The sequence below is a fragment of the Sulfitobacter sediminilitoris genome (genome assembly GCF_010667575.1).
Lineage (GTDB): Bacteria > Pseudomonadota > Alphaproteobacteria > Rhodobacterales > Rhodobacteraceae > Sulfitobacter > Sulfitobacter sediminilitoris.
In genome coordinates this window covers 1-26,666 of sequence record NZ_JAABNT010000022.1, presented here as the reverse complement: position 1 = coordinate 26,666, position 26,666 = coordinate 1, and the positions used below count along the sequence as shown (strand labels likewise).

At 55.2% G+C, this 26,666-nt stretch carries 14 protein-coding genes and 3 pseudogenes; 12 read left to right on the top strand and 5 right to left on the bottom strand.

The annotated features are described in order from the left end of the window. Nucleotides 1-323 precede the first annotated feature (323 nt). The 6 genes from GV827_RS20675 (at nt 324) to GV827_RS20650 (ending at nt 13,517) form a co-directional block, all read left to right on the top strand. Entirely contained in the window at nt 324-4,277 is a 3,954-nt protein-coding gene (locus GV827_RS20675) for a DUF4214 domain-containing protein (protein WP_164355748.1), read from the top strand. Between the two features lie 249 nt (nt 4,278-4,526). After that, entirely contained in the window at nt 4,527-4,925 is a 399-nt protein-coding gene (gene tnpA, locus GV827_RS20670) for an IS200/IS605 family transposase (protein WP_164355746.1), read from the top strand. A 346-nt stretch (nt 4,926-5,271) separates the two neighbouring features. Beyond that, nucleotides 5,272-9,582, top strand: coding sequence for a DUF4214 domain-containing protein (locus GV827_RS20665; protein ID WP_164355743.1), 4,311 nt, complete (start codon nt 5,272-5,274; stop codon nt 9,580-9,582). Between the two features lie 450 nt (nt 9,583-10,032). After that, nucleotides 10,033-10,224, top strand: a complete 192-nt coding sequence (locus GV827_RS20660; RefSeq protein ID WP_164355741.1) for a DUF6447 family protein — start codon at nt 10,033-10,035, stop codon at nt 10,222-10,224. 164 nt (nt 10,225-10,388) lie between these two features. Then, complete coding sequence (locus tag GV827_RS20655; protein ID WP_164355739.1) at nt 10,389-12,167, top strand: type I secretion system permease/ATPase; 1,779 nt, start codon at nt 10,389-10,391, stop codon at nt 12,165-12,167. A gap of 51 nt (nt 12,168-12,218) precedes the next feature. Continuing rightward, nucleotides 12,219-13,517, top strand: coding sequence for an HlyD family type I secretion periplasmic adaptor subunit (locus tag GV827_RS20650; protein WP_164355737.1), 1,299 nt, complete (start codon nt 12,219-12,221; stop codon nt 13,515-13,517). 87 nt (nt 13,518-13,604) lie between these two features. On the opposite strand, the gene GV827_RS20645 is transcribed toward GV827_RS20650, so the two are convergent. The 3 genes from GV827_RS20645 to GV827_RS20635 form a co-directional block, all read right to left on the bottom strand. Next, on the bottom strand, nt 13,605-15,257 hold the full coding sequence (locus tag GV827_RS20645; RefSeq protein WP_164355735.1) for a hypothetical protein: 1,653 nt from the start codon (nt 15,255-15,257) through the stop codon (nt 13,605-13,607). A 106-nt stretch (nt 15,258-15,363) separates the two neighbouring features. Then, on the bottom strand, nt 15,364-15,672 hold the full coding sequence (locus GV827_RS20640; RefSeq protein WP_164355733.1) for a helix-turn-helix domain-containing protein: 309 nt from the start codon (nt 15,670-15,672) through the stop codon (nt 15,364-15,366). A 245-nt stretch (nt 15,673-15,917) separates the two neighbouring features. Continuing rightward, nucleotides 15,918-17,354 carry a glycosyltransferase family 4 protein gene (locus tag GV827_RS20635; protein ID WP_164355731.1) on the bottom strand — a complete coding sequence of 479 codons (1,437 nt, stop codon included), beginning with the start codon at nt 17,352-17,354 and terminating at the stop codon, nt 15,918-15,920. A 258-nt stretch (nt 17,355-17,612) separates the two neighbouring features. Here GV827_RS20635 and GV827_RS20630 point away from each other — a divergent pair, with 258 nt between their 5' ends. From GV827_RS20630 to GV827_RS20620, 3 genes are read left to right on the top strand one after another with little or no spacing between them, the layout of a single operon-like run. Next, nucleotides 17,613-18,881, top strand: coding sequence for a glycosyltransferase family 4 protein (locus GV827_RS20630; protein ID WP_164355729.1), 1,269 nt, complete (start codon nt 17,613-17,615; stop codon nt 18,879-18,881). Nucleotides 18,882-18,891: 10 nt separating this feature from the next. Then, nucleotides 18,892-20,679, top strand: coding sequence for an ABC transporter ATP-binding protein (locus GV827_RS20625; protein ID WP_164355727.1), 1,788 nt, complete (start codon nt 18,892-18,894; stop codon nt 20,677-20,679). A 39-nt stretch (nt 20,680-20,718) separates the two neighbouring features. Beyond that, entirely contained in the window at nt 20,719-22,329 is a 1,611-nt protein-coding gene (locus GV827_RS20620) for a hypothetical protein (protein WP_164355725.1), read from the top strand. A gap of 10 nt (nt 22,330-22,339) precedes the next feature. On the opposite strand, the pseudogene GV827_RS20615 reads toward GV827_RS20620, so the two are convergent. Continuing rightward, nucleotides 22,340-22,501: pseudogene (locus GV827_RS20615) on the bottom strand (IS30 family transposase); the annotation flags it as partial. Then, a pseudogene (locus tag GV827_RS20610) lies at nt 22,494-22,700 on the bottom strand (helix-turn-helix domain-containing protein); the annotation flags it as partial. The pseudogenes GV827_RS20615 and GV827_RS20610, both read right to left, overlap by 8 nt. A 253-nt stretch (nt 22,701-22,953) precedes the next feature. Between GV827_RS20610 and GV827_RS24140 the strand changes: the two are divergent. The 3 genes and pseudogenes from GV827_RS24140 to GV827_RS23735 form a co-directional block, all read left to right on the top strand. Next, entirely contained in the window at nt 22,954-23,208 is a 255-nt protein-coding gene (locus tag GV827_RS24140) for an integrase core domain-containing protein (protein ID WP_164355719.1), read from the top strand. Nucleotides 23,209-23,371: 163 nt separating this feature from the next. Beyond that, nucleotides 23,372-26,008, top strand: coding sequence for a DUF4214 domain-containing protein (locus GV827_RS20600; protein ID WP_164355717.1), 2,637 nt, complete (start codon nt 23,372-23,374; stop codon nt 26,006-26,008). Nucleotides 26,009-26,045: 37 nt separating this feature from the next. Then, nucleotides 26,046-26,248 (top strand): annotated as a pseudogene (locus GV827_RS23735) (transposase); the annotation flags it as partial. Nucleotides 26,249-26,666 lie beyond the last annotated feature (418 nt).

The following is a 26,666-nucleotide window of genomic DNA, read 5'->3' as shown; positions in this document are numbered from 1 at the left end:
ACTCCATTGTGGGGGAGGTGATCTGTTGCGAATACGTCACGCCAGATTGCTAGCAAGAAATGTAAAACACTTTAAATCAATGACTTAACTTGTTGAGCGCTGGGAGTATATAAATCACTGTACACGGGTATATGTTTCGCTATACGTTTCTCCTTGTTGAATAGGAATCTTCCCTTTAGAAGCCTATTCTAGTTGACCCCTGCCGGTGCGTGTTGCGCAACAAAGACCTGTCAAAGGTTGGGTTGAGTGGTAGGGGCATCAGCAACGTTGACGGGGCCATTTCATCGGGCACCAAAAAGTAAATTATCAGAGGAAGAAGAGCCATGGCTATCGACCTAAGCGCGCTGAGCACCCGCGAAGCGCTTTCAGCCGTCTACATCGGTTACTACGATCGTGCCGCAGATGTTGCGGGCATGCAGTTCTGGGAGCAGGTTGTTGCAAACACCAGCCTGGACCTGGTTGCGATCACATCTGACTTCGCAAGTCAGTCAGAAACACAAGAGGTCCACCCCTTCTTTGCGGACCCCGCGACGTCTTCCCCGGCGACGTTCATCACGTCGCTGTACCAGAACTTGTTCAACCGCGACCCCGATGCCGCTGGTCTGACGTTCTGGAGCGACGCGCTGCAGGACGCGATCGACGGTGTTCCCGGCGCGATCACCGTTGGTGAGATCATCATCGCGATCATCCAGGGTGCTGTGGACGTTGAAGGCGGCACACAGGACCGCACAACCATCCTGAACAAGATCGAAGTTGCTACTGCCTGGACAGATGCTGCTGAGGCAGCGGGTGACGAGTACGGTGCTCTTTCCCAGGCGAGCGCGAAGTCGATCATCGAAGGTGTGACCGACGATCCGGCGACTGTGACGGCAGCCAAGGCCACCGTCGATGACTTCTTTGCCGACGACAATGGCGATAACGGCGGCACTCCGGGTGAGAAGATGTTCCTGACGTCCGGCACGGATGTCATGACCGGCACCGAGGACGACGACCAGTTCCTGGGCTACATCCAGCAGAACCCGTTTGCTGGCGGTGTTTCCAACTCCGTGTCCTCCGCTGACCGTCTTGACGGCGGCGCAGGTGATGACCGTCTCTATGCCGAACTGACCTATGAGTTCGTCGGCGTTAATGCCATTGGCGTGACAGACGTTCAGCCGCGCACCAACAACATCGAAGACATCGATATCGAAGCACGCGATGTCAGCGACTTCGGCTTTGGGATGGGGATCGATCTTGCCCAAGTATCCAGCCCTGAAGAATGGGTTCCGGATATTGTTGTCGATGCGAAGTACATGGTGGATGTCGAAGAGATCGGCTCGCACTACTCCGATGGCGACCTGAAGATCGAGAACCTGACCACGCTGACCAGCAATGGCTCGGCTCGGAATACTTCCGAGATGACCATCACCATGGATCACACGGACAACTTCAACACAGATGAAGATGCATCCGACCTGGTTGTGCTGTTTGACAACGACTACCTGCTGTCTGGCCAGGAGTCCCAGGGTGAGATTTACTACTGGATCCTGGACGAAGATGCAGAACTGGCGGGTAACCCCAACCGTCTGAACAACATCGACGTTGACGGTCTCCGCTTCAACATCACCAATGCAGATGGTACCGTTACTGCAGTAAACCTCGAAGCGATCGAGGCGAACTTGGCAGGTACGCACCAGGGCTTCGTGAATGCTCTGCAGCCCGCTCTGCAGGCACTGATCGCAGCCGGCACGCTGCCCGAGGGCACCACGCTGACGCTTGATCCGACGATCACCGACACGACCTTCCTCGACGATGGTACGGAGTCGGATACGATCCCTGCGATCGTGCTGACGTCCGGCGACGGTTCTGAAGTTGTGGCAACGGGCTTCTCGCGGATCCAGGAAGAGATTGGTGAGTACGACGTTTACGGTCGTTTCGACTCGTTCAATGAAGTTCAGGATGAGCCGATCTCCATCAACATCGACCTGCACAAGGTTGGTCGCGGTGGTGACGGTGGTGACCTGATCATCGGTGGCAAGTCCTACGAGACGCAAGACGGCATTGCCGACGGTATCGAAGTGTTCCACATCAACGTTCTGGGCGCCGGCAACGACGATCCGAACGGTGGCATGGCGAAGCCCAGCAGCCTGGGTACGGTATCGTCCACGGGTGAAGAACTGCGTGAAGTCTACATCAAGACCGATGCGGAATACGCCCAGGGCGACACCTTCGCCAGCCTCGAAATCCGTAACGGCTTTAACCAGCCTTGGGATGGTGGAGGCGAGTCTGGTGACCTTCAGCTGGTCAATGCCGACGCCTTCCTCGGCGATCTGGCACTGGGTACATGGGATCCGATCATCAACCTCGATACGCTGACTGCGCAGGGCGGCGGTGACGTGACCTTCTATGCCCGACTCAACGGCAGTGAAGAAGGGCAGGCCTACAGCTACACCACTGGTAGCGGCGATGACGTGATCGACCTCGACCTCGATGGAGATGCTTTTGACTTTGCAGGTTCCTCGCTGAACGTCATGACTGGCGCTGGCGACGACTTAGTTAAAGTTGACAGCGATTTTACCGACGGTTCCAGTCAGTTCGATCCCGACAATGAGCGTTTGAACCAGGCGATCCTCGATAATATCGAGATCGATACCGGGGCTGGCAACGACACAATCATCATGGAAGCGTCCAGCATGGGCAACTTCAACATTGATGGCGGTGCTGACGCTGACTTCATCGATACATCGGGTGGTGAGACGGCGGCATGGGCGTTTAACTACGACGATGCCCGCTCCGGCGCGCAGTTCAACGATCTGCCTGGTGTTCCGACCACGCTGGCCTATGTCGGTGGCGCAACTGTCACAGTCACCCTGTCCGGTGCCGGCATCAGCAATGCTGTCGATGGTGGCGGTGTCATGGCCTATGGCGGTGCCCTGCCTACGACACCTGGTGGAGCGTTCAACACCGAAAACGGTTATGAAGCGTCCGCGACTGTCAACGTTGCAGGCCCCAACCAGTACTTTGGGACGCAGGTTGATGTGAACAATGCAGTGATTGCAGCGATCACAAACGATCCGGTTCTCAGCAAGCTGATCGAGCTTGAGCTGACCGAGAACAACACCTGGATCGCGCGTACGACCGTGGGCGGTGACTTCCACCCGACTGATCTCAAGGTGGAAATCAAGCAGAATAACCCGACGTCGAATCCGGCGGCTCATTGGGCTGCTGTTGAAGACGAGGCGCAGTCTGTCTTCAGCAACTCTGCGATCGATATCAGTAACCTTGCCGACGCCAATGGCGATGGTACGGGTGTTGGGTTCCTGCAGGATCTTTCCGATAATACGGAAGTGAGGGATTGGTATACAGGTCTGAGCGTAGGGTCGACTGACTCTACTGTTAACACTGTAAACAACTCCCGCCAGATCACCGATGGTGACAACAGTGTCATTGAGCAAGACAATGTTATCAACGGCGGCAGCAACGATGCCGCAGATGACCTGATTGTTCTGTCGACCGATGAGTATAACGGCCAGGTGCTTCCGACGACCTGGATCCCCGGGAACACTCTGCAGAACCTGGCATCCAACGAAACCATCGTCATGGAAGGGAATTTTGGTGATGACACCATTATGAACTTCACTGTGATGGAAAATGGGTGGCAAATGCCGACAGCAGGACGTGTCAATGCTGCATCTCGCGATGGCTTGGACTTCCTGGACTTCACTTCGTACCTGACGAGCCAAGAGGACATCTCTGACAACTCGTCACCTGCGGACAGCTCTGACTCCAACAACCCGATCCCGGTGACGTTGGATACGGATGCGACAGACGTTGAAGCTAACGAAGTCTCTGTTGTTCAGTTCGACAACACGGACGAGTCCAGTGAGACGTTTGCAAGTCTGTCGGCGTCTGTCATTGAAACGCTGTTCAACAATGGTGGTAGTTATGACGGCTTTGCCGGCGATGACGCGACCTTTGGTAACCTGGATGCAGGTGTCTTCTCGGCGAACGACGAGTACCAGACCGATGATCAGGAAGAACTCATTGGCGATGCCAAGTCGATCCTGATGGTCGAAAATGCCGATAACCTGGGTGAGTACAAAGTCTTTGAACTCACTTGGAACGGTAGCGAGGATGCCGACGTGGATGGCCTTTCAGATGGTGTCGTCTCTGCCGTCGAGATCGGTAGCCTCGACTTCGGTACGTCGCTGAACGGTGAATTCAATCAGCTGCATGAAATCAACCTGGTCGGCTCGGATGACTATGCCTACCTGATCGACAATGGTTTCGTGAACTGATCACAAATAGAAAATCTGGGCGGGCTCTGAAGCTCGCCCAGATATGAATTGGAAAGCCCCCGACAATGTCGGGGGCTTTTCTTTTGGTGGTTCAGTTCAGATCTTTGTCGCGGGATTTGATTTTCCATCTATTGGAGATAAACCACCGGCTTCCAGCCGGTCCGCTTCAGCGTCTCCGTTGATGATCTCTCCTCCTGAATGTTGAAACCCGCGGAGGCGGTATGGTTTCAACATTCAGGAGGAGAGATCATGCGCTACTCGTCATCCGCGCACACGCGATTTTACCACAGGTTTCACGTCGTTTGGGTCACGAAATATCGGTACGCCGTGCTACAGGGTCCGATGCGTGAACGGCTCAGGCAGATCATCCGGCAGACCTGTGACGAATTGGGCGTTCACATCGTGCGTGGCGTACTGGCCCGGGATCACGTCCATATGTTCCTGTCGATCCCGCCAAAGCCGTCGCTTTCGGATGTCATGCAGCGGATCAAGGGGCGGTCGTCGCGTCGCATCCAGATGGAGTACCCCGAATTGCGCAAGCGCTACTGGGGCAGGCGGTTCTGGGCGCGTGGGTACTTCTCGACCACCTCGGGCAATGTGACCGACGACATCATCATGCAGTACCTGGAATTACATTCCGCCAAATGATGCCACCGGCCTCAGCCGGTGTGTCATTCACTTTGAAGGTTTCAGGGTATGATACCCTTTCATCTCTATTGCAACTTTTGCCGGTGTTGCTGTTTTGGTACGCAGTAATATCTTGGCGCCATAAAAGTTAATAAAAACAGATCGCTAATTATTCCAGTTGAGAAATATGGGGATCACTATATCACAGTATATGTTTTGCTGTACCTTTTCCCTTGTTCAATGGGCTTTGGCCTTTTAGAAACTCAAACTAGTGAACATCTTGTCCTTTTTTAGCAGGGGCATCAGCAACGTTGACGGGGCCATTTCATCGGGCACCAAAAAGTAAATTATCAGAGGAAGAAGAGCCATGGCTATCGACTTAAGCGCGCTGAGCACCCGCGAAGCGCTTTCAGCCGTCTACATCGGTTACTACGATCGTGCCGCAGATGTTGCGGGCATGCAGTTCTGGGAGCAGGTTGTTGCAAACACCAGCCTGGACCTGGTTGCGATCACATCTGACTTCGCAAGTCAGTCAGAAACACAAGAGGTCCACCCCTTCTTTGCGGACCCCGCGACGTCTTCCCCGGCGACGTTCATCACGTCGCTGTACCAGAACCTGTTCAACCGCGACCCCGATGCCGCTGGTCTGACGTTCTGGAGCGACGCGCTGCAGGATGCGATCGACGGTGTTCCCGGCGCGATCACCGTTGGTGAGATCATCATCGCGATCATCCAGGGTGCTGTGGACGTTGAAGGCGGCACACAGGACCGCACAACCATCCTGAACAAGATCGAAGTTGCTACTGACTGGACAGATGCTGCTGAGGCAGCGGGTGACGAGTACGGTGCTCTTTCCCAGGCGAGCGCGAAGTCGATCATCGAAGGTGTGACCGACGATCCGGCGACTGTGACGGCAGCCAAGGCCACCGTCGATGACTTCTTTGCCGACGACAATGGCGATAACGGCGGCACTCCGGGTGAGAAGATGTTCCTGACGTCCGGCACGGATGTCATGACCGGCACCGAGGACGACGACCAGTTCCTGGGCTACATCCAGCAGAACCCGTTTGCTGGCGGTATTTCCAACTCCCTGTCCTCCGCTGACCGTCTTGACGGCGGCGCAGGCGATGACCGCCTCTATGCCGAACTGACCTATGAGTTCGTCGGCGTTAATGCCCTTGGCGTGACAGACGTTCAGCCGCGCACCAACAACATCGAAGACATCGATATCGAAGCACGCGATGTCAGCGACTACGGTGTTATCAGTAATGGTGCTTCTCCGACGCAACTAGACAGCATTTACGAATGGGTTCCGGATATTGTTGTCGATGCGAAGTACATGGTGGATGTCGAAGAGATCGGCTCGCACTACTCCGATGGCGACCTGAAGATCGAGAACCTGACCACGCTGACCAGTAATGGCTCGGCTCGGAATACTTCCGAGATGACCATTACCATGGATCACACGGACAACTTCAACACAGATAAAGATGCATCCGACCTGGTTGTGCTGTTTGACAACGACTACCTGCTGTCTGGCCAGGAGTCCCAGGGTGAGATTTACTACTGGATCCTGGACGAAGATGCAGAACTGGCGGGTAACCCCAACCGTCTGAACAACATCGACGTTGACGGTCTCCGCTTCAACATCACCAATGCAGACGGTACCGTTACTGCAGTAAACCTCGAAGCGATCGAGGCGAACACGGCAGGTACGCACCAGGGCTTCGTGAATGCTCTGCAGCCCGCTCTGCAGGCACTGATCGCAGCCGGCACGCTGCCCGAGGGCACCACGCTGACGCTTGATCCGACGATCACCGACACGACCTTCCTCGACGATGGTACGGAGTCGGATACGATCCCTGCGATCGTGCTGACGTCCGGCGACGGTTCTGAAGTTGTGGCAACGGGCTTCTCGCGGATCCAGGAAGAGATTGGTGAGTACGACGTCTACGGTCGTTTCGACTCGTTCAATGAAGTTCAGGATGAGCCGATCTCCATCAACATCGACCTGCACAAGGTTGGTCGCGGTGGTGACGGTGGTGACCTGATCATCGGTGGCAAGTCCTACGAGACGCAAGATGGCATTGCTCCTGGTATCGAGGTGTTCCACATCAACGTTCTGGGCGCCGGCAACGACGATCCGAACGGTGGCATGGCGAAGCCCAGCAGCCTGGGGACGGTGACGTCCACGGGTGAACAGTTGCGTGAAATCTACATCAAGACCGATGCGGAATACGCCCAGGGCGACACCTTCGCCAGCCTCGAAATCCGTAACGGCTTCAGCCAGTATAAGGAGAGCGAGAGTGGTGACCTTCAACTGGTGAACGCAGACGCTTTCCTCGGCGATCTGACGCTGGGTACAAATGCTCAGAACACCATCGTCAACCTTGATACGTTGACTGCTCAAGGCGGCGGTGACGTCTACTTCGCAGGCCGCCTCGACGGCACTGAAGAAGGGCAGGCCTACAGCTATACCACCGGCAGCGGCGACGACTACGTCGGCGTTGTTGTTGATGGAGATGCGTTGGATTTTGCCGGCTCGTCGCTCAACATTGCGACCAATGATGGAGATGATGAAGTTATCGTTCAGAGCCGTTTCTTCGATGGCGGAAAAATCAAGTTCGGTGACCAAAACGAAGAACTGAACCAAGTCATCCTGGATAACATTAATATTGAGACCGGTGCCGGGGATGACTTTATCAAGTCTGCTATCCAAAGCCGTGGAGACCTCAACATTGATGCGGGCGCTGGTGCGGACTTCATCGATACCTCCGGTGGCGATGCGGGCATGGGTGCCGCATGGACGTTCAACTACGATGATGCGCGCTGGACCGGGACGCCGAGCACGTCTGATGTTCCGGGTGTGCCGACCTCGCTGGCTTATGTCGGTGGCGCAACTGTCACAGTCACACTGTCGGGTGCAGGAACTGGTAGCCTAACTAACGGTGGAGGCGTCATGGCCCTTCCGACCGCTGGTGCAGTTGCTGGTACCGACGGTTATGAAGCGTCCGCGACTGTCAACGTTGCAGGCCCCAACCAGTACTTTGGGACGCAGGTTGATGTGAACAATGCAGTGATTGCAGCGGTCACAAACGACCCGGTTCTCAGCAAGCTGATCACGCTTGAGCTTTCCGAGAACAACACCTGGGTTGCTTATATGAACACCCGTGGTGGTTTCCAGGAAATCGATCTGCGGGTTGATATCAAGCAGAATGACCCGACGTCGAATGCGCCGGCTCATTGGGCTGCTGTTGAAGATGAGGCACAATCTGTCTTCAGCGACTCCATCCTGTCGGTAACAGATGTTGGGGACGCAAATGACGCAACTCCAAATGATCTAACAACCAGTGCTGGTGCTAATGACTGGTACACGGGTCTGAGTGTTGCAGGCGATACGAATAGTGCCGAACAGGCCAATAGCCAGGCTCCTGCCAATCGCGAAACGGACAACGTCATCAATGGCGGTAGCAATGACGCCGCAGATGATCTGATCGTTTTGTCGACAAATGCGGTTGGTGGTGTCAACTCTTATACACCGATCCCAGGCAACACGCTTATAAACGGTGCTAGCAATGAGACCATCGTCATGGAAGGTGACTTCGGTGATGATACGATCATGAACTTCACGACTGCGAATTCAGGAACTCTGTATGGGAATTTCCCGCAAGGAGGGGAGTTTGAACAAACGACCTTCGAGTTTTCGTTGGATCCCGACCTTGCCGGACAGCTTGCATCTAACCCAAACATTGCGACGGTGACGGTCAACTTCAATTACCTTCAGGAGCCAACCACCCTTAATCCAGAAGGGATTTTCACGGCTACGATCCCAACCCCACTGCCAACTACGAATGACGGTTGGGCTTCGGCTTTGGAAAGCGCGATTAACAGCAATGGGGCCTCGCTCTATACCGCAGTAGCAACGGGATCAACACTGCTACTGACTGCAGACATACCCGGTGACCTTCCAGATGTGGTCATTCCGGCCGGTAGCATCAATCTGGTTGGTTTTTTCGTAATCGGTAATGATGATATCTTTGGGTTCGATCCAGGAGATGCGGGATCGACTGTTAACGGCAGTTTCCTGGCTCAGGGCCTGGACTTCCTGGACTTCACTTCGTACCTGACGAGCCAAGAGGACATCTCTGACAACTCGGCACCTGCGGACAGCTCTGACTCCAACAACCCGATCCCGGTGACGTTGGATACGGATGCGACAGACGTTGAAGCTAACGAAGTCTCTGTTGTTCAGTTCGACAACACGGACGAGTCCAGTGAGACGTTTGCAAGTCTGTCGGCGTCTGTCATTGAAGCGCTGTTCAACAATGGTGGTAGTTATGACGGCTTTGCCGGCGATGACGCGACCTTTGGTAACCTGAATGCAGGTGTCTTCTCGGCAAACGACGAGTACCAGACCGATGATCAGGAAGACCTCATTGGCGATGCCAAGTCGATCCTGATGGTCGAAAATGCCGATAACCTGGGTGAGTACAAAGTCTTTGAACTCACTTGGAACGGTAGCGAGGATGCCGACGGTGATGGTACCCCAGATGGTGTCGTCTCTGCCGCCGAGATCGGTAGCCTCGACTTTGGTACGTCGCTTGATGGTCTGCAGGAAGTAAACCTCGTTGGCTCCGAAGAGTATGCCGATTTGATCCAAAACGGCTTCGGCGCGTAAGTCTTAGATATCCAAAACCCTACGGGTATTTGGACCACACATTTGAGAGCCCCCGGCCTTGTCGGGGGCTTTCTAATACAAAAATCTCTGAACAATCATGGGCAAGTGATCGCCATCATGTCGTTTCTATGTGCTCTTAGCTTTCTAAAATCATGTATGTTAAGAGATAGTTAACGCTTGGTTCAACTGCAGCCGAGAGATAGCCTGCCAAGCAGGAAGAAAAGTTCAGAAAGGCCGCATATATCAGGCGGTTGATCTTGTCGTATTGAGCGACTGTGTGAAACACATCCAGAAGGCTTATTGCAGACGGCCAAGTATTAGGGTAGGGCACCGCCACCGGGCGTAGGCGGCCCTCTTTTTTGTTAAGCGGGGGGTTCTATTTGCATGTGCCGAGCCTGTTAGATATTCAGCCGTGAACATCCCTACGAGACCAGAAAAGGACAATAATACATGGCTAAAGTCACCATTGATGGCAAAGAATACGATACCGACACGTTGCCGGATGAAGCAAAGGCTAATATTCAGAACGTGCAGTTTTGTGAACAAAAAATTGCGGAGCTGAGACGGGAGATGGCGATCGCGCAGACCGCACGGAATGCCTATGCTCAAGCACTCAAGGGCGCTTTGCCAAAAGACGCCTGATTTACCAAGCATGGTGGCCCTAATACTAAGGGCCGCCGTTCGGCCTCCCAGGACCTCGGTAATTGCATCAAACCCCTGTTTGGTGTATGAATTTTCAAAATAATTCGGTGTCAGAGCAGGTCGTAGAGACACCGTTCCGCTGACTCGCAAAAGGATATTTGCTCATGACAGCCAAGACCCCTCTGGCGGCAGCTTACGGACGATTCCGGTCAGTCTTGGCCGCCACCGTATTGTTCAGCTTTTTCAGCAATATACTGATGTTCGTCGGTCCCTTGTACATGCTGCAAGTTTATGACCGTGTTCTGGCCAGCCGGAACGAAATGACGTTGATCATGATCTCAGCGATCGCGGTGGCGTTGTTGGTTACCTATGGTCTGTTGGAATACATCCGCTCCAAGCTTTTGGTCAGGGCCGGTCTGCAGTTCGACGACATGCTGGCCAACCCGGCATTTAATCGTGTGATCCGGCATCAACTTACCAACCCGAATGGCAGTGCGCAGTTGACGTTGCAGGACGTGGACCGCGTACGGGAATTCATAACGGGGCAGGGGATCCTAGCGTTTTTCGACGCCCCTTGGGTACCTTTGTTCCTAGCGCTGTGCTATGCCTTCCACCCGTGGTTAGGCATGGTTGCGACGGCTGGCGCACTCATCATTTTCACTTTGGCGCTGACCAATGAATTTGCCACCCGCAAGCTTTTGCAGGAAGCCGGGTCCGCTAATCAGGGCGCGGCGCATTTCGTTAACACCACCATGCAGAACGCTGAAGTGATCCGCGCACTGGGGATGGAAAAGCAGCTAACTCGCCGCTGGCTGAAGCAGCACGACGATGTGCTCGACAAGCAGGCAAAGGCAAGCGGTCGGGCAGGGGCCATCATGGCGTCATCCAAGTTTGTTCGTATGAGCTTGCAGATCGCTATCCTGGGTACCGGTGCTTATCTTGCCATCCTGCAGGAAATATCTCCGGGCATTATGATTGCTGCGTCCATTGTGATGGGCCGCGCTTTGGCTCCCGTGGAACAGGCTGTGAGCCAATGGAAGCAATTCGTGGGCGCGCGCCAGGCGCACAAGCGCCTGACTACCATTTTCGACACGCTCGGGGATGAAGAAGAGCGCATCCAACTGCCCACGCCGAAAGGCAACATCACCGTGCAATCGCTCATTGCCACCGCCCCTGGTGCCAAACCCGGCGCGTCGGGCTCCAAGGCGGCGTTGTTGAAGGGCATATCCTTTTCCATCAACCAAGGCGAAGTGCTGGCCGTGATTGGACCGTCTGGCTCGGGTAAATCAACGTTGGTGCGGCACCTCGTGGGCGCCGCGGAGCCTGCGGGCGGGTCTGTCCGTCTCGACGGGGCAGAGTTGCAGCACTACGACCCCGAGCAACTGGGCCGGCACATGGGCTACATGCCGCAGGACGTAAAGCTGTTCCGCGGTTCGGTGGCTGAGAATATATCGCGTTTCGTGGAAAGTCCCGGGGATCAAGAGATCGTGGCAGCCGCTCAGCTTTCGGGGGCTCATGAAATGATTCAGACATTGGGCGAAGGGTATGACACTGATGTGGGCGACGGAGGACAATCCGTCTCCGGCGGTCAGCGCCAGCGCGTGGGATTGGCGCGTGCGGTATTCCGTGACCCAAATATCATTGTGCTGGACGAGCCTAACTCGAACCTTGATGCTCATGGCGAACAAGCCCTTGCCGCCTGTATTCAAGAGATGAAGAAGCGCGGGAAGACCGTGATTCTGGTTACACACAAGGCAAATCTGCTGGCGCTGTCAGACAAGACGCTGATGCTGGTGAATGGTCAGGTCGAAAAGTTTGGACCCACCCGCGAGATGTTTGCCCAGCAAGCGGCCCAGCAGCAGGAAGCCAAGGCAAGGCAGGAACAGCAAAAAAAGCAGGAAGCTCCTGCTGTTGTCAGTATGACGGATAAGCCGCGCGTCTGATCCGGTCCTGTATTTTTATGTTTGAACGCTCTTTGAGGAGCTACACTGCCCATGGCAAAGACCAATAAACCAAGCCCTAAACCCGTAGCCCTGATGGGGTATGTGTTGATCTTTATCACTTTCGGAGTCTTCGGGGGCTGGGCCGCTGTGGCCAAGCTTGACAGCGCGGTAGTGGCCCCGGGTACGATCTCGCTTGAAGGTAACCGCCGCGTGGTGCAGCACTTCGAAGGCGGTATCGTTGATGAAATCCTTGTTCAGGAAGCAATTTCTGTGAATGAGGGCGACATTTTGCTGCGCCTCAACAGTATTGAGGCGCGGTCCAATCTCGAGGTTTTTTCAACTCGTCTGGATGTTGCGCACATGGTCGAGGCCCGTCTTTTGGCCGAGCGCGCCCTCTCTGAGGAGGTGACTTTCCCCACTGATAAACTGTCGGATAATAGGCAGGTGATCTCAGCTGTGCTGGCTGACCAGCAGGACCTTTTCAATGATAGGCGCCTGATCCTGAAAAGTCAGCAAGACATCCTGTCCGCGCGGGTAGAGCAGATCAATGTGCAGATTGAAGGTCTGGAATTGCAAAAATCCGCCTTCCAGCGCCGGATCGAGAATTACACCGAAATGTTGGTTCGCATGCGGGACGGTGAAAGCAAGGGCCTCATTCAGGGCAACCAGCTGTCCCAGCGGGAAGATGAGCTGATCGAGATTGAGGCGAACCTCGGTCAGGTGATTTCGGACATCGCACAGGCGCGCGCCAGCATCGGGGAGACGGAGTTGCAGGCGCTGCAGCTCAAGCAGGAGTATCGCGAGCGTGCCAGCACCGAGCTGGAGCAGATCCGCGCCGAGATTAATGAACTCAGCGAACGCCGCAAGGTGGCCGCCGATGTCTTGGATCGGACCGAGATCCGTGCGCCGGGGTCCGGTACCATCCAGAACCTCAAGGTGCATACCGTGGGGTCGGTTGTACGCCCCGGTGACGTGTTGATGGAACTGGTGCCTGAGGACGAGGAACTGATCATCAACGCCCGCGTCTCGCCCATCGACGTGGATAACGTGGCGCCAGGTCTGGCGACCGAGGTGCGGTTCACCGCCTTCAAGACCAAGCTCATCCCGATCATGCTGGGCATGGTCGAGACGGTTTCTGGGGACGTGATCACGCCTGATAATTCCAATGAGGTACCTTACTACCTCGCCCGTATTACCGTGAATGAAGAGGATATTCCCGAAGATATCAAGGACCGTCTGACGGCAGGTATGCCGGCGGATGTGGTGATTACCACTGGTGAGAGGACCGTGATCAACTTCATCGCCTCACCGCTGATGGATGCGGTGCGGAAAAGCTTGATCGAAGAATAAAGACATCTTGATCGTTCAACACAAAAAGGCCGGTGCTTTTAAGCCGGCCTTTTTTCATGTCTTCTGGTCTGCTGGCTTTGCCCGGTATCAGGCGATCAGGTCAAATTCCTGGAATTCTGAACGCAGGCCAATCATCGAAATAATCTGGCCGTCATTGGTTTCCCAACTGAAGGTATAGGTCTCGGCCCCGTTATGCTGGAAGGCGTCGCGGTCGATCATGATGATCTCATTGCCGATGGTGACAATACCAACCTCGGTTTCCTTGGCCTGAATGAAGTCAATGAAGGATTGCGCGCGGTCATCAAACTCGCGGTGATCCGTTATGCGTTGGCTCACGAACAGGTACTCTGAGAGCGAGAACGCGTCCGATTTCGTCACATCGAAGCTGGCCATGATCGTGGTCTGGCCCAGCTGGAATTCTTCCATGTGATGCTGATCGCCCAGCAGATCGGACATGGTAAGCGTTTCCGCGTCTTGCTCGGCCACAGCCATGACGATCAGGGCCTCCTGCGCGCCGGGGTCTAGATTGGAGACCTCTACAGGGGCTTCGGAGACGTCAGTGTCATCGCCATTCTTGCGGACAACCGTCTGTATGGCTTTCGGTGCCACCAGAGCCGCTTCACCCGCACCATCGATCAGATGTTGCATGTCCTGATCAAGCAGGGCTGTGGCGCTCTTTCCAGTGGGCGCCTCGGCGATCTCGGTGTTCAGTGACAGATCAAGGCCAAGGAACTCGGCCAGCATTTCCAGAAGGGTATCGCCACTTTCGCCTGCGATCTCGGTTAGTTCGGGACCGGCGTCGGCATCTGCGGCGTATTGGGTAAAGCCGATGTTCTTGAGGCCTTCGAGCACCTTGCGCTGATTGTCGAGCAACACTGCCTCGGACATGAAGCCCATGGCAATTGCGATGGTGGAAAGCCCCATGGCATAGGCGTTCTGATGCATGGCGAGGCCTTGCTGAGCTATGACTTCGCGCATTTGCATATGTGCCTCAGACGCGCCGTGGGCCGTATCCTCGTGGATTGCCTTCATTGCATCCGGAACGCCAAGGCTGTCGAGATCGGCGGTTTCCATCTCCATCACTTGATGATCAAGGTCCGCAGCAATGACATCGGTGAAATCCAGTAGATCGTCATCGGCCAGTGCCTGTTCCTCAGGGGCCAGCATCACCAGCTCTTCTGAGGCCAGGAACAGCGTCCAGATCAGAGCAGCGAGCATGGCGGAAGGGTGCAAGCGGATCTTGCCACCACGCTCTAGCTTGATTACGCGGCGCTCGGTCGCGCCGTCCTCGTTGCCGGCTGTGGTGTAGGAGGGCAGGGCATCGGAGGTAAAATCAGCGATTAATTCGTTGAAGTTCCGCCCACGCAGCGGACGATGGACATTGGGACTGTCGAGGACATAGATGCCGTCAATCCGCGCCATGTGGATAAACACATCGCCATTCAGATGGCAGTAGACGAACCATGGATCACCTTCATCGGTGACGCCGCGCAGGGTTTCAACGGGAACGCCTGCGCCGCCTAAAAGCTGGCGCACGCGGAAAAGATCTGCGAGTTCCTGGTTGGCCCAGTCTTTTTTTGGATCTGGCAAGGAGGTGGGAAGGCTGGTGTGTGGTACATCACCCAAGCTGACGGCGCCATCCTCAGCGGTGCGGAAGAACAGTGTTTCGTTCTCATCCGTCAGGAAATCCTGATCAGTTGATCCACCGTCTTTATTCCGGAATGAGAGGATTTTCGCCATGAAGGACTCGTCCCTGATCAGTCGTTTTATACATCAGATTGGTACGACAACGATTCTAACCTGTCTCCTCCTCGCAATCTAGCAAAGATGCGAGAAACCTCCGGTTTTATCCGGCGTCTGCGTCGTCAAATAGGATCTGATAGGTTAGCGGCTCGTAATATTTCAGAAGGGTCTTCACAAAGTTCTTCGGCTCCTGACCCAGAGCGATGGCCCATTCCGCATAGCGGTGCGCGGGGATCTTGCCACGGCCATTCTCTAGTTGAGAGATGAACGTGTAGTAATCCAGCGACAGACGGTCCGCCAGTTCGCGCTGCGACAGCCCTTCGGCTTCGCGCAGGACTTTCAACCACTGACCAAAGATCGCACGGTGCTCCCGAGCTTCCTCTGGTGTTGATTTATGTAGCTCTGCAAGCATAATCTTGCCCTCAAATGGCAGTTCAGGGGATCAGTCCCATCCATCAAGATGGGGTGTTCAGTAGTTCACTATATAGCAGAATTTTGCCGATGGCAAATCAAGTTAGCCGATTTGTTGCCAATGCCGGCTAAAATGCGGGTCACAATTTTGGTATGTTGCCAAACCGTAGACAACAGGTGCGGACATGCCACAACTTCTAGTGTTTCGATGTGGGAATTCGACGCGAAATCGCCTGGTGGTGCTGCCTATTGACTTAGCAGATCGACAAAATCGTTCGTAACATCATCCCACGTGCGCAGGGTTGTGGCGGCGATTTTCGCCTCCAGTGTGGCGCGGTGCTCCGGATTGGCGATCAGCTTGCGGCAGGCGGCATGGATGCTGTCAAGCGAATGGGCATCACAGTATTCCACCATATCGCCGCCCACCTCGGGCATGGAGGAGTTTTCAGCCACTACGGCGGTCTTGCCAAAGGACAGGCTTTCTCCGATGGGCAGACCCCAGCCTTCGTAAAAGCTGACCATCGCGGTAAAGACACAAGTTTCATAGAGATAGGCCAGTTCGGTATCCGTGGGCCGGTCGGCGAATTGTACCCAGCCGCCAAGGTTCCCGGTGGCGTGCATCAGTTGGTTGAAATCATCATTGTACCAGCCGGGCTTGCCCGCGAACACCAGCTTGGGTACGTCCAACCCTTCCTCGCGTGACAAGCGCTGCCAGGCCTGTGCCAGCCGCCAGATGTTCTTGCGCGATTCCATCGTGCCGACCACCAGCGCGAAAGGCACCTTGCTCAGGTTCAAAATCTCGCGGCGCACGGTCGTGCTGCGCTCAATCCGCGCCTTGAAAGCGCCTTCCGGCCCCTTAATCTTGCGCGGGTTCTTTGGCTCGACAAGGGTAAAGGCCTGCGCCAGCGGCACGGTCCGGATGGGGCGGGTGATACCGATTTCTTCCATGAAGGCGGCAAGGTCACGTGCCGTATTGCCGGAGTTGGCAAAGAAGCTGTTGCAATAGCCCGTCGCGGTTTTCAGCCAGCGGTAGAATTCCTGGGCGAAATCCCCGGCGATATGTTCCGGCGTGACGATCGGGATGAGATCATGCACCAGCTGGTAGATCTCTACACCGTGCTGGTCCTTGAGCCCCTGAAAGGCCGCGTCGATACCGTCGACGGCCCAAGTCGCGCCCAGAACGATAAGGTGATCGCCCGGCTGTGCGATCTGTGTGACCAGTGTGCGCGGCAGGTCGATCAGTTTGCTGTCAGCCGCGGCGACGTCGCCGGCATTCCAGCTGCGCCATTCGGCGATGGAGGTGTTGTGCTTTTCGAAATGCGCCTCGTTTCCGCGCACGGCATGCAGGGTGCTGCGCAGGTGGTGAAAGCGGTATTTCATCGGCTTGTTGCGGTAGCGCTCCAGCGTCGGCGCGGTCTCGGCCTTGGACCGGGCCTTGGAACCGAAAAAGACGGTGCTGAGGATGTCGGGATCGAATTCATCCAGCTCGGCGATAAAGCCGGAGGGGATCGAAACATAGTTCCGGTGCGCGCGGTCCCAATAGCTGAGCTTGACCGCCTCCGCCCCGTGGCGTTCGACCATGCGCTTAATGACCTCGAAAGAGACCCGCTGAATGCCTGAGACGGACGTTTCTTTTTCCACGTAAAGCACGATGTCGGTGACATCAAAAAAATGCGTCTTCATAAAAACTATCTCAATCAGGGTTGGCCACTGCCCGCGCTCTTTGACGGTAATTGAGTTGTTTCTCAACCCCTGTGGCCGGCAAGGCCAGAACAACTGCCGGGACGTGGCTATTGGGTCTGTGCAGGTGTGCGCCTTGCCAGTCCTTCCCCGCCGGAATGGCGGTCCGAGATCACCCCGCACGCGGAAGAACCGCATCAGACGTACCGGCACAGGCGCTGAGAGGTTCCACCGGCGGTCTTCATGCTCTAAGAGGCGCTTATGGGTGTGCTTTATTACGACCTTTCCGAGCAATTTCTCGCATCGGGCCTCAAGTTTAAATACTACGGTATTTCCCGCACTGTGATGGAGGTGGGCTTTGAACTTGCGCGCGCGGATGCGGACGTGCGTTTCGTGATCTTCTCACCCGCCCATGAGCGGTTTTTCGAAGTGACCCCGCGCATTGGAGCTGACAGCCCGACGGGTGTTCTTGACCCCGGCCTGCCGCCCGAGGCCACGCCCATCCGGATGCGCTATACCTTTCCAAAACCTAATAAATTACGCGATTTTCTCTACCCTATCGCCCTGTGGGGCGCACGCATGATCAACAGGCGGCGCTGGCGGTCTGTGCCAGCGGATGCGGTCAGGGAGGTCAATCTGGATGGTCAGACGCTGGTGTCTCTGGGTCGCCCGAAGATCATGGCCGATTACCTGACGGCACTGGCCCGCGATGGGGTACAGGTCAAGCTCAATCCGCTGTTGCATGACATGATCCCGATCTACGAATTTGCGCATTCGTCGTCGAAACTGTTTTCCAACAATTTCACCCACGACAATCACCTCGTGATCAAAGGATCGGAACGATTGTTGTCGAATTCCGCCTTTACCAAGGCCGAGATTGAGCGGTTTTCAGCCTCAGGCCATCTGCCGCCCCTGCCCGAAGTGGTCGCCGTGCCGCTGTGTCATGAACTGCGCCCCACCAATGAGCCCGTGAACCAGACGGGGCCGGATGAGCCTTACGTGCTGTGTGTGGGCATCCTGACCGGCCGCAAGAACCTTGAATGCGTGATGGAAGCGATGTTGCACTTGCATGACACAGGGCGTCCTGTGCCGCTGCTGGTGCTGGCAGGTGCGCAGCGCAAGCGCACCGACACCTACCTTGAGCAGGTGCGATTTGATCCCATACGCGACCGTTTGCATATCATCACCAACCCCAATCAGGCCGAGCTGCGCCGCCTTTATGAAGGCGCGCTGGCGCTGGCCATTCCGTCCCGTATGGAAGGCTGGGGCCTGCCTCTGGGCGAGGCGCTCTGGTTGGGCACGCCTGGGCTGGCGTCCAATGCCGCAGAGGCGCTGCGGGAAGTGGGCGGGGATCTGGCGCAGTATTTCGACCCCGAAGACCCCAAGGCGCTGGCTGGACTGATCGACAATCTGCAATCCGATCCCGAAGCCTATGCCGCGCTGAAAGAACGGATCGCAGCCGCCAAGGGCAGCTTGCGGACCTGGAAAGACGTGGCGCAGGACATCCTTGCCGCGACCGGGACCATTTGAGAGGCGCCCCATGAAACTCTGGCCCTTCTCCAAGCGCGGTGACCGACGCCCCCTGTTCTCGGATCAGGACAGGGACAACCTGAGATGGTTCTGGCGCGGATACCTCAAGGCCAAGACGCCGTGGCTGTTCCTCGTCCTTGGCATGGTGATGGTGCAGGGGCTGGTCTATCAGCAGTTCATCAGCCTGACGGAAACCGGTCTGCGGGTGATTTTCGAAAATGGGGATATCGGCGGGCTGGTCCGCGTGTGTTTCATGGTGATGGGGATTTTCACCATGCGGGCGCTCATGTCCTTTCTGGTGCCGCGCGTGTCGGTCTGGCTGGCCTCTGATGCGGTGCTGCGGATGCGGCAGGATCTGATCAACCATATGATGATTCTCGATCTGGCCTATTTCGAGCGGACGTCTTCGGGGGACATCATCCTGCGGCTGGTCAATCAGGCCCATGACTTGAGCGATTTCGTGGGCCAGACCACGGTATCGGCGGTGCGCGACGTGGCGACGGTGGTGATCGTCTCGGGCTACCTGATCTACAAGTCCCCCTTCCTGTTTCTTGCCGCGGTGGCCGTGATGCCCTTCGTGCCGTTGATGGTCCGGTTCGTGTCCAACAAGATCAAGCACATCCAGCAATCGGCGGAAAACGCCATGGGAGCCTATATGACCGGCATCGAGGAGATGTCGAACGGCATGCGGACCGTGAAGATCTCCAACCAGGAACCGGTGGAGCGGGACCGCCTGTTCAAGGCCACGGCAGAGATCAAGGATCTGTCGATCCGCCTGCAATCGGCCCAGGCGCTGATGATGCCCACGGTCGATATCCTGTCAGCATTGGTCTTTGTGCTGATCATCGGCGGCGGCGGCTACATGGCGCTGTCAGGCACTTCGGGGATGGACGGGGCCTCCATCGTGGCCTTCATGATCGGCATGGCGCTGATCTTTGATCCCGCACGGCGCGTGGCGCATTTCTTTGTCAAACTGCAGGCCAGCCTTGTGATCCTTGACGGGGTGCGCAGCCTGTTCCGCGAAGTGCCCAACATCACCAACGCCCCCGATGCGGTGGGCGCGTTCGACGTCCACGGTGACATCGTCTTTGACAAGGTAGATTTCGCCTATGCGGGCAAGCCACCGCTTTTCCAGGATCTCGATCTGACGTTTGAGGCGAACAAGGTGACCGCCATCGTGGGCGCGACCGGGTCAGGCAAGACCACGATCCTGAGCCTGATGGCGCGTCTTTACGATGCGGATGGAGGCGAGGTGCGCATCGGCGGCACGCCCGTCAACAAGCTGCAGATCCCGGTGCTACGGCAGAGTTTTTCGGTCGTGGCGCAGGACATCGTGATCTTCAATTCCTCGATCTGGGAGAACATCCGCTACGTGAAGCCGGAGGCCACGGAAGAGGAGATATGGGCCGCGGCCACCCATGTGGGGATCGACGATTTGATCCGCGAACGGGGCGATGTGCCCTTGGGACCCAAGGGCGCGCAATTGTCAGGTGGGCAGAAACAACGCGTAGCGATCGCCCGCGCGTTCCTACGCTCCGCCCCGATTCTGCTGCTGGACGAGGCGACATCGGCCCTCGACCAACGCACCGAGGACAAAGTCAAACGCGCACTTCATGATCTGTCGGAGGGCAAGACCACGGTGATCGTGGCGCACAGGCTTTCTGCTGTCACCCATGCCGACCGTATCTACGTGCTCGACGAAGGCGCGGTGGTGGAGGAAGGCACCCATGCGGAGCTGATGGAAATGGGCGGGCTTTACGCTGGCATGTACGGGGCGCAGCGGCAGAGCTACGGGTAGAGGGTACGGCGGCGGCCTAGCAACTGGAAAGGGAATGGAATGAAGATTGAGTTTCGCGCTATCGAAGGCTACGCCTACGGCGCTATCCAACCCAGCGTGATCCTGCGCTTTCCCAAGGGCGATGCTGGTCTTGCTGTACGGGTCGCAAGCCTGGCCCGTCTGCTTGATTTTTTCCCGGCTGAGCTCGACCCCGATCCTTTCGGTGCAGAGGCGGAGGCGCAGCAGGACATAGACCATCCCCCGGCGCTTTTACTGCGTGTCCTTGCGGCGCTGAACCTTGTCTGCGGCGACCGCCGCTTCAGCAACATTACGACTTTTGAGGAGGAAGCTCGCGAGGTATTTGCCTTGCCAACTCTGTCGACCGACTTGAGTTGGCACAACCTAACGGCGCTCTCAGCCTTCCTGCGTGACACTGGAGGGCAGGTTACGGCAGAGAAGGCGGCGGCCCTTTTTGAAAAAATGAAGGCCTTCAACCGCAAGTTCTTGCCGGGGGGTACCAATCCAATGAATTTCGTCGAGGCTGCCGCCGCGCGCAAGGTACCCTTCAAAGTCTTCCGGCAGGATTATCTAATCTTCGGCTACGGCAGCGGTACAAGCCTGTTCAAAAGCTCCATTACCGATCGTGAGACCTCGGTCGGTGTTTCACTGGCCCACAACAAGGTGGACACCAACAGGCTGTTGCGGCTCTCTGGCCTGCCGGTACCCGATCAGGCGCGTATCCAGACGCTCAACCAAGCCGTCCATTTCGCTGAGGACTTCGGCTATCCGGTAGTGCTGAAGCCCGAAAACGAATCCCGCGGGCGGGGCATCTATGCTGATATACGCGATCGTAAGGAGCTTGAGCGCTGCTTTGACAGGCTGGCCAAAGATTACAGTATTCTGCTGCTTGAGAAACATGTCCCGGGCGATCACTATCGGATCAATTTGATGGGCGACCAGCTGATCAAGGCGACGCTCCGACGGCCGCCCTCGATCGACGGTGATGGGACCTCCACAGTCCGGCAGTTGGTCGATGAGCTGAACAGCGATCCCGAACGGCACGACCCCTATTCGGCTAAGCAAATCGTGGTGGTTGATGAGGACCTGCACCGCTGTCTGCGGAAGCAGGGCCTTTCGCTAGAGGATGTACCCATGGTTGGACGGCGCGTCCAACTTAAGTCAATCTCGAACATCAGCCGCGGCGGCGAGCAGGTACATGTGGAGGATGCAGTCCACCCAGAGAATTACGCATTGTGTCGGACTATCGCCCGGATCATGCGACTCGACGTGCTCGGTGTGGACCTACTTTCACCGGATTTGTCGCAGCCTTGGTACAGCAACAATACGACGATCTGCGAGGTGAACGCTCAGCCACAACTGGGGGCCGTCCGTAAGCTGCCTATCTATTGGGACTTCCTCAAGCGCTATTTGCGACCACGCGCCCGGATCGAAGTGACGGTCTCTAACCGGGTAGGAGCGCGGCAGCCTGTGCTTTTCGACCCGTCAATCTCGCCCCTGCGGGTATCCCTGTCAGTTGAGGCTGTCCTCACACAGGGTTGCCCGGTGCAATACTTTGATGCGCTCGAAATCGCGGACGACGTGACCGCAGCAGACCGACGGAAGCTGGAACGGATGTTAATTAGCGTAACTCCGCTTGTGAGCGATACGTGAACCGCGACTCCTATTGACGTTGAGGGTAGGGTGATCGGCCCATCTCTTCCATCATCTTTTCGCGGAAGACTTCGGCAGGGGTCTTCCATCCAAGGCATTTGCGGGGTGTGTCGTTAAGGCGGTCACTGATCATTTTCATATCATGATCCGTGAGTATCGTGATGTCGCGCTTGTGCGGCCATCCCGAAGTATCCAGCGTACTTCTTGGGGAAAGCATCATCCGCCCAGAAGTTGCGTTTGATCTCTCGGAAGATCGTGGATTTGTGGCGCTTCAAGACACGCGCCATCTCTGCGACCGGGACCTTGGCGTGCCACCAGTCTTCTATTCTACGGCGTTCCTGATACGAAAGTTGCGTGTAAACCGCTCTCATGCAATATTCCTCCTATTAGATAACTCATTGTTTTCTAATAGGAGTCGCACTTCAAAGTAGCGCGCACCCGGCTACATAATTCACTCCGGTAATACGGATTATGTAAATAATAGAGTGAATAAAACCGTTGCCATAGCGACCCATACCACCTTTTCATCTGCATCTTCTGATCAGTTGAAGCAGAACCGCCACCCGCTCCTTCCCCCCGCATGCAGAGGAAGGTCCGTCAAAGTATTTTCGCCGTATCCACGCGATGCCTGATAACGGAGGCTACAACGAGCGCTTCACCGGAACCCTGCGCCGGGAGGTCCTGAATGCGGAGTGGTTTGCCACAGCACGGCAGGCACAAATTGTCATCAACTGCTTGCTAAGGCAGTACAATTTCACCCGCCCGCACCAAGCCTTCAACATGTGCCCGCCAGTAACCGAGAAGCTAAGAAAAGTGATTCAGTCGCTGGGGGCTAGACAGGGATGCACTTTGTCCTTATGGGCGGCTCTCACCCCATAATTCGCGTCCTGATAGTAGGTGTTGTCCAGCTTGAAACGAAGTTCTGATGATTAACCTTCTGATATATATGGATAATCGTGAATCTCTTTGAAGAGCGTATAATCAGATTTGAAGGGTAGTTCCTTGATGCTAGGCTGAACCAGCTTCAGGGAGGGAATCTGAAATGGCAACTGCTTCAGAAATCAACGAAATCATCAAACTTTACGTGGGTTACTATAATCGTGCGCCTGACGCTCTCGGTCTGAACTTTTGGATTAACGCGTTTGACGGCGGTTTTTCTCTTGCAGATATGGCTGTTGATTTTTCGACCCAACCAGAGACAAGAGCGAATTACCCTTTTTTCGATCCGGCGCAAAAGCCAAACCCGACCCTGGAAGACTTGGGCGTCTTTATCGATACAGTTTATCAAAACCTGTTTAATCGATCTCCAGATGAGGCAGGGAAAGACTTTTGGGCAGGAAAAATCAACTCAGGTGAGTTCACAGTCGGACAGGCAATCAGCCTGATTATCGAGGGCGCAGCGGCTCCTCCACCTGCCGGGGCTTCCCAGGACTTCATTAACCAGCAGCAAGCTGACAAAGCTGTAGTTGATAACAAGGTAGCAGCAGGCTTGGATTTCTATACGGATCTGAATGCGGCTCCAGGTGGCTCGACCTATGTGTTTACTCCTGCAGACGTCACAGCGGCTACGGATATTCAGAAGAACGTCACTGCTGATCCCGCTTCTCTTGCATCAGCAGCAGCAGCGACAGACGCCTACATTGCAAATTCTTTCGGTGGTACGGCAACGGGCGTCAACATTAATCTTACAACGTCTACGGATCAACCTGGCGGTGGCGGTGGTGGCGTCGACACGCAAGGCACGTCAGCAGATGACACGTATTCGGCGACCGTTGAGAGCAACAACGGTGGCAGCCTGCAAAGCGCCGACAATATCGCAGCCGGTGAGGGCACAGATACGCTCACAGTACGCGTGATTTCTTTGACAGGCACACAGACTGTCGCGCCTGTTGCGTCAGGTCTTGAGAATATTGTTATCAACAACCAAGCGGCCTCGGGCGATTTCCGGCTGAACTTTGTTGACATTAGCGGAGAAACAGAAGTTACCGCCGCTCGGAATAATGTGTCCACAACTACTCGATTTATTAATCTTGATACGGGCACAAAGGTCAGAGTCGTAGACAACGATGGCATTGCAACGGCCCACTTTAAGGGGGATCGCAGTGGGTCTACCAATGACAAAGTAGAACTATATGTTGAAAATTCGGGGACCTCGGACACTTCGGTAAACTTTGCTACATTAAACGAAAATTCTTCTGCAATTGATGAGAGTTTTGAAATTGCAGAGATTGAGACAGGCGGCACAACCGAGTCATTTTTCAACGCTCCTGGGATGACGCTCGATTCCATTTTGGTCACCGGCAACCAACGGCTTAACCTTGAAGACACCACAAATAACTTCGAAACGCTGGAATCAATAGATGCAAGCGGGATGACAGCAGGTGGCCTCAACTTAAATGCGGAAGACAATACCGTGTCGTCCTTCTCGTTCATGGGCAGCGGGCAGGCCGACATGGTTGAGCTGAACAGAACCCTCTTTAACAATGCGAATACCCTTTCTCTTGATGGAGGAGATGGCATCGATACGCTGATTGTTGAAGGGTTTAACAACCTTAACGCGAGCTCTGTCAATCAAGCGGATAACTTCGAAATTCTTCAATCCTCGGGTGCTACATCAAGCCTCGATGCAAGCGAATTCTCAAAGATCGATACCTTTGTCTTCGATGGTCAGACCTCAAACGGCAACCGACTGAACATTACAAATCTGTCTGGCGACGATAGGTTTGTCTTTACATCCGATCAGGGACAGGGTGATGAGACGGTACGTTTCGCAGCCGAAAATGCGGGCACCAAACTCACGTTTGAGCTACGGGCCAGCAGCGAAACTGATGGGGAAATCCGGATTGTTACAGATACCAACTCAGGCAATGATAACGCTGCCATTGGGTTTGGGAACTCCAACGTAAATTTTGTTGAGATCATCTCAAGTGGAAGCAATACGAATGCCAACGTCATACGTGCTGTGGATAACGGCTTTAACCACTATGCCTTTGACAATCAAAATGGGCCAAGCTCCTTTGAGATATCTGGCTCCCAAGCGCTGATCATAACGGCTGAAGTAGGCGTAAATCTTAACGCCAGCTCAGATGAGCGTGGTTTTCATAGTGCCGTAAATCTTAATGGTTCCAATGCAACAGGAGATCTGCGCATTGCAGGCTCCGGGTCAGCGGATGTCATTCAGGGGGGGTCAGGAAATGATATCCTTTACGGCATGGGCGGAGATAACGTTCTGACGGGCAACGATGGTGCCGATCAGTTCCGGTTCTCCAACTTTAATGGCACGTCCGACATCACCGACTTCAATACTGCGGAAGATCGGGTTGGCTTGCAGAGAATTGACTTTGGCAACACCAATGAAAACAGCGCGGGAGCTGTGCTCGACACGGACGATTACATTGAGAATGTCCAGTCGATAGGGGCACTATCCAGTGGTGAAGATAATACAGTTGTAGAGTTACAAACTGGAGCATCGACATCCCAGATCACTTCCTCAACAGGTAATGCAAGTAATGCATATCTCTTGGTGTTTAATACAACCACTGGAAAAGGTGAGCTTTGGTTTGACAGCGACTGGTCTAATACAACAAGCCGGACGCAAACAGCTGAATTCACAAACATCACTGAGCTCGCTGACCTGATAGGGCTCTCCAACACCAACTTTGTTGAGTACGTGTTCTAGTGATCTTCTGCTGAGGGGTATTCGTAAAACCCACAAGCATTATTCAGCCGAGGAGAAGGTCCGTGTTGTTCTGGCCGGGGCTGCTGCAAGGCGATGAAAGGATCGCCTCGCTGTGCCGCCAAGAAGGCACCTCAGAGAGCTTGTATTACAGCTGGTCCAAGAGTTCCTTGAAGCAGGGAAACGCCGATTGGCGGGGGTGATACCGCCCGTCAGGCTATGTCGCCTGAGGTGAAGGAACTGCCTCAGAAATGCCAGCTGGGACAACAGGTGAAGACCCAGCATAAACTTGGCATAGGTCTGCATGTAGAGCAAAAGGGAAGAGCGGCGCGCAACATCAGAGACCCATTTGGCAACATCGTGGGGAGACATGGGAGATACCCGTTAGTTGTTAGATAGCTTTAGTCGAAGTCGAGATATGAGGTCTTTAGGTTTGTCTGGTGAAGTTGAATTGGTTCCGAACTCCATCGGGATGCCAACAACTCTCTATCCATAGGGATCTGGAGTGAGCATCTCGGCCTTGGGAGGCTCGAATTGGACCTGTCACGGTTTGATGCCGCTCCTTTGATAGCATTTATTGCAGCAAAGGAGACGAACTATGGGAACGAAACGGACGGACGAATTCCGCGCTGATGCGGTGCGGATCGCGCTGACGAGCGGG